The 12,205-nt window shown below is 75.3% G+C and carries 9 protein-coding genes; 6 read left to right on the top strand and 3 right to left on the bottom strand.

Going from position 1 to position 12,205, the window contains the following annotated elements:
* Positions 1-153 precede the first annotated feature (153 nt).
* Genes F1544_RS02560 through F1544_RS02535 form a run of 6 tightly spaced genes read left to right on the top strand, consistent with a single transcriptional unit; the run spans position 154 to position 9,415 of the window.
* Positions 154-1,776, top strand: a complete 1,623-nt coding sequence (locus F1544_RS02560; protein WP_167581761.1) for an APC family permease — start codon at positions 154-156, stop codon at positions 1,774-1,776.
* On the top strand, positions 1,773-2,642 hold the full coding sequence (locus F1544_RS02555; RefSeq protein WP_308469839.1) for an urea amidolyase associated protein UAAP1: 870 nt from the start codon (positions 1,773-1,775) through the stop codon (positions 2,640-2,642). Before F1544_RS02560 ends, F1544_RS02555 begins: the two co-directional genes overlap by 4 nt.
* Positions 2,639-3,346 carry an urea amidolyase associated protein UAAP2 gene (locus F1544_RS02550; RefSeq protein ID WP_167581759.1) on the top strand — a complete coding sequence of 236 codons (708 nt, stop codon included), beginning with the start codon at positions 2,639-2,641 and terminating at the stop codon, positions 3,344-3,346. Before F1544_RS02555 ends, F1544_RS02550 begins: the two co-directional genes overlap by 4 nt.
* Positions 3,343-6,999, top strand: a complete 3,657-nt coding sequence (uca, locus tag F1544_RS02545; protein WP_167581757.1) for an urea carboxylase — start codon at positions 3,343-3,345, stop codon at positions 6,997-6,999. Before F1544_RS02550 ends, uca begins: the two co-directional genes overlap by 4 nt.
* Positions 6,996-8,705 carry an allophanate hydrolase gene (atzF, locus tag F1544_RS02540; RefSeq protein ID WP_167581754.1) on the top strand — a complete coding sequence of 570 codons (1,710 nt, stop codon included), beginning with the start codon at positions 6,996-6,998 and terminating at the stop codon, positions 8,703-8,705. The genes uca and atzF overlap by 4 nt, the downstream gene beginning before the upstream one ends.
* On the top strand, positions 8,702-9,415 hold the full coding sequence (locus F1544_RS02535) for a TetR/AcrR family transcriptional regulator (RefSeq protein ID WP_208971150.1): 714 nt from the start codon (positions 8,702-8,704) through the stop codon (positions 9,413-9,415). Before atzF ends, F1544_RS02535 begins: the two co-directional genes overlap by 4 nt.
* Before the next feature lie 103 nt (positions 9,416-9,518).
* Here the strand turns inward: F1544_RS02535 and F1544_RS02530 are convergent, their stop codons facing one another.
* The 3 genes from F1544_RS02530 to F1544_RS26065 form a co-directional block, all read right to left on the bottom strand.
* The gene (locus F1544_RS02530; protein ID WP_167581752.1) at positions 9,519-10,394 is read right to left on the bottom strand and encodes an LLM class F420-dependent oxidoreductase; all 876 of its coding nucleotides are present in this window, start codon (positions 10,392-10,394) and stop codon (positions 9,519-9,521) included.
* Positions 10,395-10,446: 52 nt separating this feature from the next.
* Positions 10,447-10,977: a hypothetical protein gene (locus tag F1544_RS02525; RefSeq protein WP_208971149.1), complete on the bottom strand. Its 531-nt coding sequence runs from the start codon at positions 10,975-10,977 to the stop codon at positions 10,447-10,449.
* A gap of 242 nt (positions 10,978-11,219) precedes the next feature.
* A complete protein-coding gene (locus F1544_RS26065; protein WP_167581750.1) occupies positions 11,220-12,095 on the bottom strand; it encodes a helix-turn-helix domain-containing protein in 876 nt (291 codons plus the stop codon).
* Between the last annotated feature and the right edge of the window lie 110 nt (positions 12,096-12,205).

Genomic DNA, 12,205 nt, shown 5'->3' with positions numbered 1-12,205 from the left:
CTCGGGCGCACGCGGACCGCGGTGGTCGCCCCCGGCGCGGCAACGCAGGTTTCACCACCGGGAAACACGGACGCAACACCCCCCTGGCGAGACTTGGGTCCATACCTGTCGCCCGACAGGTATGGAGCGCCGGCCGAACCGAGGGCACCCCCCATGACCGTTCCCGCACCGCGTCCCGCCCCCGCGAGCCCCACCGGCCCGGGAGACCACCACGACCTCGCGACGTTCGGCTACGACCAGCGGCTGCACCGCGGCGTGGGCTCGTTCGCGTCGTTCGCGGCGGGGTTCTCGTTCGTCTCGATCCTCACGACCGTGTTCCAGCTCTTCGGCCTGGGGTTCAGCTTCGGCGGCGCCGGGTTCTTCTGGACCTGGCCCGCGGTCTTCGCCGGCCAGCTGCTCGTCGCCCTGTGCTTCGCCGAGCTCGCCGCCCGCTACCCGATCTCCGGCGCCATCTTCCAGTGGTCCTCCCGCCTGGCGGGCACGGACACCGGGTGGTTCACCGGCTGGATCATGGTGATCGGGCAGGTCCTCACCGTCGCGACCGCCGCCATCGCGCTGCAGGCCGTGCTGCCCGCCATCTGGTCCGGCTTCCAGCTCGTCGGCGGGTCCGGTGCCGACTCCTCCCCCACGAGCGCGACCGGCGCGCAGAACGCCGTCGTCCTGGGCGTGCTGCTCCTGGTCGTCACGACGGTCATCAGCATCATCGGCGTGCGCCTGATGGCCATGCTCACCAGCGTCGGGGTGGTCATCGAGATCCTCGGCGTCGTCGCCCTCGTCGTGGCGCTGGCCACGCACGCCGAGCGCAGCCCCGCCGTCGTCGTCACCACCGAGGGCGCGTCACCCGGCACCTACCTCCCGCTGTGGCTCGCGTCCTCGCTCATGGCGGCCTACGTCATGGTCGGCTTCGACTCCGCCGGCGAGCTCTCCGAGGAGACCCACGCCCCGCGCCGCACCACCCCCCGCACGATCCTGCGGGCCCTGACCCTCTCGGGCCTGGGCGGTCTGCTGCTCATCGTCGCGGGTCTGATCGCGGCGCCGAGCCTCACCGACGGCACCCTCGCCTCGGGCGGCCTGGCCGGCGTCCTGACCACGCGGCTGGGCGACGTGGGCGGGCGGATCCTCCTCGTCGCGGTCGCCGTCGCGGTCTTCGCCTGCACCCTGGCGGTGCAGACGTCGGGCTCGCGGATGATGTTCTCGATGGCCCGCGAGCGCGCGCTGCCGTTCTCGGGCGTCCTCGGAGCGGTGTCCGCCCGCACGGGCACTCCCGTCGCGACGTCCGTCGTCGTCGGCGTCGGCGCCGCGATCGCGCTGGCCGTGAACTGGAACCAGAGCGCGGTGTTCACCGCCCTGGCCAGCCTGTGCATCGCGATGCTCTACCTGGCCTACCTGGGCGTCACGCTGCCCCTGCTCGTCACCCGCGTCCGGCAGGCCCGCGCGCCGCAGGCCGGCCTGGACGCCGTCGGCTTCGCGGCCGGGCGCACCGACGAGGACGGCCGGCCGCTGTTCTCCCTGGGCCGCGCCGGGATCGCCGTCAACGCCGTCGCCGTGCTGTTCCAGGCGGTGATGGTCGTCAACCTGGCGTGGCCGCGGGCGGCCGTCTACGACCTGACCGGCGGCACGTGGTGGCTGCAGTGGAGCGCCCTGCTGTTCATCGCGACCTCGCTGGTCGTCGGTGCCCTCGTGCACTGGCGCAACCGCGTCCGCCACGGCGGGGCCATCGTGCTCGGCGCCGTGGCCGTCCCCGCCCCCCAGCCCGCCGAGGTGAGCGCCCCGTGACCGCCCCGTCCCCCACCTCCCCCGCGACGGGGGCCCGCGACACCGCGAGCGTCCTCGCGGCCCGCGCCGACGCCCGCGCCCAGGAGGGCCTGCGCTCGGACTGGATGCCCCACGTGCCGGCGTCGTCGAGCCCCCACCCGCCCGCGGGTGTGGACCCCGAGATGCTGACGTGGGCGGAGACCGTCGCCCCCGGCGGTTACACCCACAAGGTCCTGGCCCGCGGGACGCGGCTGCGGCTGGAGGACGTCACGGGCGACGCGTGCGCGCACGTCCTGGTGTTCTCCGCGCTCGAGCCGTGGGAGCGGCTGAACGTCGCCGACACCCAGAAGATCCCGTGGCAGGCCTACCTGGGCGAGGGGCACCCGCTGCTGTCCGGCGAGGGCCGAGTCCTCGCCACCGTCGTCGCCGACACCTCCGGCCACCACGACGCCTTCTGCGGCACGTCGTCGGACGCGTGGGTCCGGGCCCGACACGGCGACCCGGCCCCCGAGGGGCCGACGCCCTCGGGGCGCGCGCTGTTCACGCTGGCGGCCGCCAAGCACGGCCTCGGCCCGCGCGACCTGCCGCCGAGCGTCTCGTTCTTCCAGGGCGTGCGCGTGGAGGCCGACGGTGGGTTCCGCTGGCTGGGTTCCGCGGGCCCCGGGGCGAGCGTCGACCTGCTCGCGGAGGTGCCGCTCGTGGTGCTCCTCGCGAACGTCCCGCACCCGCTGGACCCGCGCGAGGACTACGTCGTCGGGCCGCTGCGCGTGCACGCCTGGCGCGCCCAGCCCACCACCCCCGCCGACGCGCGGTTCTCGGCCTCGCCGGAGCGCCGGCGGGCCTACCTGAACACCCTCGACCACCTGGGAGCCCGGGGCCTCGCATGACCACCACCACCAGCACCAGCCGTCTCGACTGGGGTTCTCCCCTCGTGGACGGCGACGTCGTCCTCGACGAGCGCGTCGCACCCCGCGCTCCCTGGTCGGCCGTCGTCTCGGCCGGCGACGTCCTCACCATCGTCGACGTCGGCGGCAACCAGTCGGCCGACTGCCTCGTGTTCAACGCCCACGACACCACCGAGCGCTACAGCGTCCCCGACACCCTCACGTGGCAGGGCAACGCCTACGTGCGCCAGGGCACCGTGCTGCGCAGCGGCCTCGGGACCCCGCTGATGACGGTGGTGGGCAACGAGGTCGCCCGCCAGGACACCATCGGCGGCGCGTGCGGCAAGGAGTCCAACACCCTGCGCTACGGCCACCACACGGCGTTCCAGCACGGCTGCCGGGAGAACTTCCTCGCCGAGGCCGCGAAGCACGGCCTCGGGGCGCGCGACCTCGTCTCGAACCTCAACTGGTTCATGAACGTCCCCGTCGAGGCCGACGGCTCGCTCGGCATCGTCGACGGCATCTCCGGCCCCGGCAAGCGGGTCGCGGTGCGGGCCGAGATGGACGTCCTCGTGGTCGTGTCGAACTGCCCCCAGGTCAACAACCCCTGCAACGCGTTCAACCCGACGCCGCTGCGGATGCTCGTGACCCGCCCCCGCACCACCACGACCGACGCGTCGACGACCGCCCCGGAGCCCACCTCGTGACCAGCACCCCGCCCGCCTTCGACGCGCTCCTCGTCGCCAACCGCGGGGAGATCGCCCGCCGCGTCCTGCGCTCGGCGCGCGAGCTCGGCCTGCGCACCGTCGCGGTGTTCTCCGACGCCGACCGGGCCGCCCCCCACGTGCGCGAGGCCGACACCGCCGTCCGCCTCGGCCCGGCCGCGGCGCGCGAGTCCTACCTGCGCGCCGACGCCGTCCTCGAGGCGGCCCTGGCCACCGGCGCCGGTGCCGTGCACCCCGGCTACGGGTTCCTGTCGGAGAACGTGGAGTTCGCGGCCGCGGTCGAGGCCGCGGGGCTGGCGTTCGTCGGCCCCACCCCGGAGCAGATCACCGCCTTCGGCAGCAAGCACACGGCCCGCGAGCTCGCGGGCCGCGCAGGCGTGCCCATGCTCGCGGGCACGGGACTGCTGGCCTCCGCCGAGGAGGCCGTCGAGGCCGCCGTGCGGATCGGGCTGCCCGTCATGCTCAAGGCCACGGGCGGCGGCGGCGGGATCGGCATGCAGGCCTGCGCGAGCGAGCACGAGGTCCGCGAGGCCTACGACCGCGTGGTGCGGCAGGCGGCCGCGAGCTTCTCCTCCACCGGGGTGTTCCTCGAGCGCCTCGTGCGCCCCGCCCGCCACGTCGAGGTGCAGGTGTTCGGCGACGGCCTCGGCGGCATCGCCGTGATCGGGGACCGCGACTGCTCGCTGCAGCGGCGCAACCAGAAGGTCGTCGAGGAGGCCCCGGCCCCCGCGCTGCCGGCGGCCGTGCGCCGGGAGATCGCCGCGACCGCGCACGACCTCATGGCCTCGGTGCGCTACCGCTCGGCCGGCACGGTCGAGTTCGTCTACGACCCGGTGCGCGAGGAGGCCGCCTTCCTCGAGGTGAACACGCGCCTGCAGGTCGAGCACCCCGTCACCGAGCTCGCCTACGGCGTCGACCTCGTGGCGGCCATGCTGCGCCTGGCCCGCGACGGGGCGTCCGGGGTGCAGGACGTGCTGGGCCGCACCTGGCGCGCCACCGGGCACGCCGTGGAGGCCCGCGTCTACGCCGAGGACCCCGCCCGCGGCTGCACCCCGAGCTCCGGGCTGGTGACGCGGGCGGTGTTCCCCGGCCAGGGCGCGGGCGAGCTCGCCGGGGTGCGCGTCGACGGCTGGGTGGAGACGGGCACCGAGGTGTCGGCGGCCTACGACCCGCTGCTGGCCAAGGTGATCGCCACCGCCCCGACGCGTGAGGGCGCGCTGGACCTGCTCGACGAGGCGCTCACCGCGAGCCGCGTCGACGGCATCGTGACGAACCTCGGCCTGCTGCGCGCCCAGGTCGGCGACCTGCCGCTGCGCTCGGCCACGCACTCCACGTCCACCCTCGACGTCACGACGGACCCCGACCCCCGCGTCGACGTCCTCGACCCGGGGGCCATGACCACGGTGCAGGACCTGCCGGGCCGCACGGGGTACTGGCAGGTGGGCGTGCCGCCGTCGGGGCCCATGGACCCGGTGTCGCTGCGCGAGGCGAACCTGGCCGTCGGCAACCCCGAGGGCGCACCGGGCCTGGAGGTCACGGCGACCGGCCCGACGCTGCGGTTCTCCACGGCGACGGTCGTGTGCGTCACCGGGGCCCCGGCGCCGGTGAGCATCGACGGCGCCGACGTGCCGATGTGGGAACCCCTCGAGGTGCCCGCGGGCGGCGTGCTGGCCATCGGCACGGCGCCCGGCCCGGGGCTGCGCCTCGCGGTCGCCGTGCGCGGCGGGTTCGACGTCCCGCCCTACCTGGGCAGTGCCTCGACGTTCACCCTCGGCGGCTTCGGCGGTCACGGCGGTCGCGCCCTGCAGGTCGGCGACGTCCTGCGCCCCGGCTCCCCCGACTCCGCCGCCGACCACCCGGCGTTCCCCGCGGGCACGCAGCTGAGCCGCCTCGGCGGCCCGACGCCCGCGCACCGCCGCCCGCACCTGACGGACACGTGGCGGATCGCGGTCACCGAGGGTCCGCACGCGGCCCCGGAGTTCTTCACCCGCGAGGACGTGGACGTCCTGTACGCCACCGACTACGAGGTCCACCTGAACTCGGCGCGCACGGGGGTCCGGCTGATCGGGCCGCGCCCGGCCTGGGCGCGCGAGGACGGCGGCGAGGCCGGGCTGCACCCCTCGAACATCCACGACACCCCCTACGCCGTGGGCTCGCTCGACTTCACGGGCGACACCCCGATCGTGCTGGGCCCCGACGGGCCGAGCCTCGGGGGCTTCGTCTGCCCCGCGGTGGTCGCCAGCGGCGACCTGTGGAAGCTCGGGCAGCTGCGCCCGGGAGACCGGGTGCGCTTCGTCCCCGTGCGCGAGGCCGCGGCCGCCGCCCTGGACGCGCACCGCGGCGCGCCGACACCCCCCGCACCCGGCGGGGACGGCGACGACGGCGTGCTGGGCCGCACCGCGCCCGCGCCGGGCCGCCCGGCGGTGACCTACCGCCGCGACGGCGACGACAACCTCCTCGTCGAGTACGGCGAGCAGGTCCTCGACCTCGGGCTCCGGATGCGGGTGCACGCCCTGCAGGAGGCGCTGGCGGCCGCCGCCCCGGCCGGGATCGTCGACGTCACCCCGGGGATCCGCTCCCTGCAGGTGCACACCGACCCCGCGGTCGTGCGCGCCAGCTCCCTCGTCGGGCTGCTGCGCGAGCTGGAGGAGGACCTGCCGGTCACCTCCGAGCTCGTCGTGCCCTCGCGCCGCGTCCGGCTCCCCCTGTCGTGGGACGACCCGGCGACGCGCCTGGCCATCGAGCGCTACGTCGCCGGCGTGCGCGACGACGCCCCGTGGACGCCGTCGAACATCGAGTTCATCCGGCGCATCAACGGCCTGGACTCCGTCGACGACGTGCACCGCACCGTGTTCGACGCCTCCTACCTCGTCCTGGGCCTCGGCGACGTCTACCTCGGGGCCCCCGTGGCGACGCCGCTGGACCCGCGCCACCGGCTGGTGACGACGAAGTACAACCCGGCCCGGACGTGGACGGCGGAGAACTCCGTCGGCATCGGCGGCGCCTACCTGTGCGTGTACGGCATGGAGGGCCCCGGCGGGTACCAGTTCGTCGGCCGCACGGTGCAGGTGTGGAACCGGTTCCGGCGCGGCGGGCTGTTCACGGGGGACCCGTGGGCGCTGCGCCCGTTCGACCGCATCGAGTGGTACCCCGTCTCGGCGGAGGAGCTGCTGGAGCTGCGCGCCGAGACCGACGCGGGCCGCGGGGAGTTCGAGACGGAGGACGGCACGTTCGCGCTCGCCGCGCACGAGGCCTTCCTCGCGGAGAACGCCTCCTCGATCGCCGCGTTCCGCGCCACCCAGGCCGCGGCGTTCGCGGCGGAGAAGGACCGGTGGCGCGCGTCCGGGGAGTTCGACGTCAAGCCCGAACCCCCGCCGCCGCCGGCCCCCGCGCAGGTGGAGCTGCCCGCCGGTGCGACGGCCGTGCGGGCCCCGTTCTCCTCGACCGTGTGGCAGGTCAGCGCCGCGGCGGGCGACCGGGTGGCCAGCGGCGACCGCGTGCTGGCCCTGGAGGCGATGAAGATGGAGACGGCCATGACCGCACCCGTGTCCGGGGAGGTGCTCGAGGTGTACGTGCGCCCGGGCCAGCCCGTGTCCCCCGGCCAGGTCCTGCTCGCGATCGGGGCGGCCGCGTGAACGCCGTCGAACGCGTGCGGGCCGCCTACGCGCGGATCGCCGAGGCGGACCGGCCCGAGGTGTGGATCGCGCTGCGCGAGCGCGAGGACGCGCTCGCGGAGGCCGCGGCCGTCGACGCGGCGGTCGCCGCCGGCGAGGACCTGCCGCTGGCCGGGCTGGTGGCCGCGGTGAAGGACAACGTCGACGTCGCGGGGCTGCCGACCACGGCGGGCGCTCCCTCCTACGCCTACGACCCCGCGGCGGACGCGACCGTCGTCGCCCGGCTGCGGGCCGCGGGCGCGGTGGTGCTAGGCAAGACGAACCTCGACCAGTTCGCCACGGGCCTCGTCGGCACCCGCAGCCCGCACGGGGCGGTCCGCAACGCGTGGGCCCCGGACCGGATCTCGGGCGGGTCCAGCTCCGGGTCCGCCGTGGCGGTGGCCCTCGGCCTCGTCGACGTGGCCCTCGGCACCGACACCGCGGGGTCCGGCCGCGTCCCGGCCGCGCTCAACGGCATCGTCGGCGTGAAGCCCACGCGCGGGCTGCTGCCGACGACCGGCGTCGTGCCCGCGTGCCGCAGCCTGGACTGCGTCACGGTGTTCGCGCGGGACCTCGCCCTGGCCCGGCGGACGGTGGAGCTGCTCACCGGCGTCGACGGGGTCGATCCGCTGGCCCGGCCGGACGCGGGCGGCCGCCCCGCCTCGGCGCTGGCCCGCGTGGCGGTCCCCGCGCCCGGGCACCTGCGCGACCTCGCGCCCGGGTGGGCCGAGGCGTTCGCCGCGGCCGTGGACCGCTTGCGCCGCAGCGGCGTCGAGGTCGTGGAGGTCGACATCAGCCCGCTGCTGGAGGCCGCGACCCTGCTCTACGACGGCGCCTTCGTGGCCGAGCGCACCGCGGCCGTCGGCGACCACGTCGCGGCGCACCCCGAGCTCGTGGGCACCGACCTGGACCCGGTGGTCGCGCGCATCGTGCTGGGCGGGGCCCGGTTCACCGCCGTCGACCTGCTGCGCGACACCGAGCGGCTGGAGCGGCTCGGGGTCGCCGGCCGCGCCGCCCTGGCCGGGACGGTGGCGCTGCTCACCCCCACGACGACGTCGCACCCGACGCTCACCGAGGTCGCGGCCGACCCGGTGGGGGCCAACGCCCGCCTCGGCCGGTACACGAACTTCGCGAACCTCCTCGACCTGTCGTCCCTGGCGGTGCCGGCCGGGACGGTCGACGGGCTGCCGTTCGGGGTGATGCTCACGGGCGCCGCCTTCGACGACCGGCTGCTGGCCGACCTGGCGACCCGGCTCGCGGCGCCGACGCTCGACCTCGTGGTCGTCGGCGCGCACCTCACGGGCCAGCCCCTGAACCACCAGCTGGTGGCCGCGGGCGCGACGTTCGGCGAGGCCGTGACCACGGCGCCGCACTACCGCCTGCACGCCCTGGACACCACGCCGCCGAAGCCCGGGCTGGTGCGCACCCCGGGCGACGGCGCCGCCATCGCCGGGGAGCTCTGGCGCCTGCCCGCGGCGGGGTTCGCGACCTTCGTCGCCGCGCTGCCGCACCCCATGGCGGTCGGCGCGGTCGACCTCGACGACGGCCGGACGGTCCCCGGGTTCCTCTGCGAACCGGCGGCGCTGGCGGGGGCGCGCGACATCACGGCGACGGGCGGCTGGCGGGCGGCGCTGGCGGGTGGCGACCTCCGGCCGGCGGGTGCCGGGCTGGCAGGATCGGCCTCGTGAGCAGCGACGACGCAGCCCCGCCCCGAGGAGGTCGACCCAGCGTGGGCCGCCCCCGGGCGGCCCGCACCGGCGGACCGCCTCAGGGCGCCCGCGAACCCCGCGCCGAGATCCTCGACGCGGCCGCGGAGCTGTTCACCCAGCTCGGCTACGCCGGGACGTCGACGCGCGCGATCGCGGAGCGCGTCGGCATCCGGCAGGCGTCGCTGTACTACCACTTCGCCGGCAAGGACGAGCTCCTGCTGGAGCTGCTGGAGAACTCGGTCCGCCCGACGCTCGACCTGGTCGCAGCGATCGAGGCCCGCGCGGACCGGGCCGAGGTGGCGTTGCACGCCCTGGTCAGCGTGGACGTCGCGACGCTGCTGCGGGCACCCCACAACGTCGGGACCCTGTACGCCGCGCACGAGGTGCAGCAGCCCGGCTTCGACAGCTTCCGCCGCCACCGCGCGGAGCTGCTGGCCGCCTACACGCGGCTCGCGGCCGCGAGCGCGCCGCAGTCCCCCGACCCCGACCTGCTGGGGGCGCTGTGCCTGCAGGTCGTGGAGCTCGTCATCCCGCTGCGCCGCGACGGGACGCCCGGGCCGGGCGTGGCCGACGACCTGGCGGCGGCGTGCCTGCGGGTGGTGGGTCTGGCCCCGGCGGCCGTCGACGCGGCCGTCGCCGACGGCCACGACCTGCTGGCCGCCCTCTCCCCCGTCACCGCCGCCACCTGACCCCCGTGATCATGCAGGGTTTACCTGCATGATCACCGCAAGGGCGCCCCCTCCCCCCGTGATCATGCAGGGTTTACCTGCAAGATCACGGAGGGGGTGGGGGTCAGAGGTCGCGGACGCGGGGCAGGACCTCGGTGCCGACGCGGGTGACCCAGGCCGCGGGGTCCGGGTGGCCCAGCGGGGCCCCCACCCACAGCGTGCTGACGCCGAGGCCGGCGTACTCGCGCGCCGCGGCGAGGAAGTCGTCGGTCGCGTCCAGCGGGTCCGGCCCACCGATGACAGTGGTGGCGATCTCGGCGGGGTCGCGGCCCTCGGTCTCGCAGTGCCCCCGCAGCACCTCGACCTTGTGGGCGATGACGTCGGGCCCGGCGGCGAACAGGTTGCAGGCGTCGGCGTGGCGGGCGACCAGGCGCAGCGTCTTCTTCTCCCCCATGCCCCCGATGAGGATCGGGGGGTGCGGGCGCCGCAGCGACTGAGGGGAGTTCAGCGTCTCGGCCAGCGTGGAGAACGTCCCCGCGAAGGGGCCGTCGTCGTCGCTCCACATCTGCTTGACCACGCGCAGGGCCTCGTCGAGGCGCTCGAACCGCTCGGCGACGGGCGGGAACGGCACGCCGAGGCCGAGGTGCTCCCGCTCGTACCAGGCCGCGCCGATGCCCAGCAGCGCCCGGCCACCGGACAGCACGTCCAGCGTCGTGACGGTCTTGGCGAGCAGGCCGGGGTGGCGGTAGGTGACGCCCGTGACGAGCAGCCCCAGCTGCAGGTGCTCGGTCTGGCCGGCCAGGAACCCCAGGGCCGTGTAGCCCTCGAGCATCGGGTCGGTGGCCGGCGCCATGTCCTGCATCTGGAAGAAGTGGTCCATGAGCGTCAGCGTCGAGAAGCCGGTGGTGTCGGCGGCGCGGGCGGTGGCGGCCAGCGTGGGGGCGATGCGGGCGGGGTCGCCCGCGCCGGTGAAGTCGCTGACGTGCAGGGCGAGGTCCATGAGGGGTTCCGTTCTTATCACGAGCAGGTGATGTTGATGTCGTCTCGTCAGCTCAGCGAGAGCTCAGTGGCGCATCGGGTCGTGGTGCCGAAGCGATGGCCAGACGGACGTCGTTGCCGAGCGTCTCGTCGACTCGGCGGTGCAGGCCGAGTGCGACGATCCTCCCGTCGCGCGGATGCCACTGACTGGTCGGTGTGGTGCGCCCGAGCAGCGCCTCCAGGGCATCGATTGACGGCTTCCAGAGATTCAGCCAGTTGCGGCGAGGACCGACCAGGAAGCTGATCTCCACAGCGACCGGCCCGTCAGGCAGTTGCTCGACTCCGCTGAGCTGGTCACGGATCTGCTGCTTGTAGGCCGACGTCTCCGTCGACGCCGTCGTTCGCACCTCGACCCAGTCGTCAGACACCGACGGACGGTCGGTGGCGACCACGCTCGCCACCGCAGCAGTGGAGACGCGACTGTGCTTCTTGCCGACCCAGACGCTGTCCGGCGGCTCCGCCCACGCCCTCGACAGACGGCTCGACAAGGGAAACGCGTAGTTGTCCAGGTCCCGTTGGTCCAGCAGATCGACGTCCTCCTTCAACCCCACGTCCAAGCGAAGCCCGACGGGTTCAGAGGACGGCGGACGCCTTGGCACGAGGAGGGCCTGAGCATGATCAAGAAACCTCTCCAGCTCAACCTGGTCAGGGTGACTCCGCTCCATCCAACTGGCGAGGCGTGGCTCGACCGCCAAGGTCACCGGCTCAGCGTCCGGGAGAGGGTAGAACACCGGCCAAGTCGTCACAGAGCCGACCGTAGCGCTCGTCGACCGGCTCTGGACCGGCCTCACTTGCGGGTCTCCGGCCGGCCGCCGTGGCGCAGAGGAACTGGGACGTCCGCGTCCCAGCTGGCCAGGAGGCCGAGGACGCGGGCGGTGGGTGAGTCGGTGGGGGTCGTGTAGACGATGAGGTGCTGGTCGGGGTCGTGCGGGGGGACCACGATCTCGATGTCGAAGGACAGCGGCCCGGCCGTCGGGTGCTGGATCTGCTTGGCCACCGACGTGTAGTCCCGCACGGTCTGGTCGTCCCACCAGCGCGCGGCGTCCTCGTCGCCCGCGCGGAGCTCGTCGATCAGGGCGCGCAGGGTCGTGTCGTGCGGGCGGCGGGCGGCCTCCCGCCGCAGGGACGCCACGGTGGTGGCGGCGAAGTCGGCCCAGTTCACGATGCGCTCGCGGGCCGTCGGGTCGAAGAAGAGGTACCGCACGAGCGACGAGCCGGGTTCCATCGGCCGGCCGAGCACCGAGCGCAGCAACGCGTTGCGCGCCAGCACCTCCCCGCGCCGCCCGAGGAGCAGGACGGGGCGGTGGTCGAGGTTCGCGACCAGCCGCAGCAGGCCGGGGTCGGGGCGTTGCCCGCGGTCCGGCACCGAGCGGCGCCGCGGAGCGGGGGCGGCGAGGTCGCGCAGGTGGGCGGACTCCACGGCGTCCAGGCGCAGCGCGCGGGACAGCGCGTCGAGCACCTCGAGGGAGACGTTCGCCTGCCGGCCCTGCTCCAGGCGGCTGTAGTAGTCGGGGCTGACGCCCGCGAGCAGGGACAGCTCCTCGCGCCGCAGACCGGGGACGCGGCGCGGCCCGGGGAACGCCTGGACGCCGGCCTGCGCCGGGGTCAGCCGGTCGCGGCGGGAACGCAGGAACGCTCCGAGGGCAGCGCGGTCGCGGGGCACGCCCCCACGCTAGGCGGCGCCGGCGCCGCCTGCCTGGTCCTGCCGGGACCAGGTCGGCCAGGACGGGGTCCGGCGCGACCTGGTGCCGCCTCCGCGGCCGACCGTAGAAC

The organism is Kineococcus rubinsiae, from assembly GCF_011839805.1.
Lineage (GTDB): Bacteria > Actinomycetota > Actinomycetes > Actinomycetales > Kineococcaceae > Kineococcus > Kineococcus rubinsiae.
Note: the sequence above shows the minus strand (reverse complement) of the source record. Positions and strands in the feature narration are given on the sequence as shown.

Excerpts from the sequence above, each read along its gene's own strand:
- F1544_RS02530 (WP_167581752.1), bottom strand. The coding sequence starts at position 10,394 with ATGGACCTCGCCCTGCACGTCAGCGACTTCACCGGCGCGGGCGACCCC.
- F1544_RS02560 (WP_167581761.1), top strand. The coding sequence starts at position 154 with ATGACCGTTCCCGCACCGCGTCCCGCCCCCGCGAGCCCCACCGGCCCG.
- F1544_RS02550 (WP_167581759.1), top strand. The coding sequence starts at position 2,639 with ATGACCACCACCACCAGCACCAGCCGTCTCGACTGGGGTTCTCCCCTC.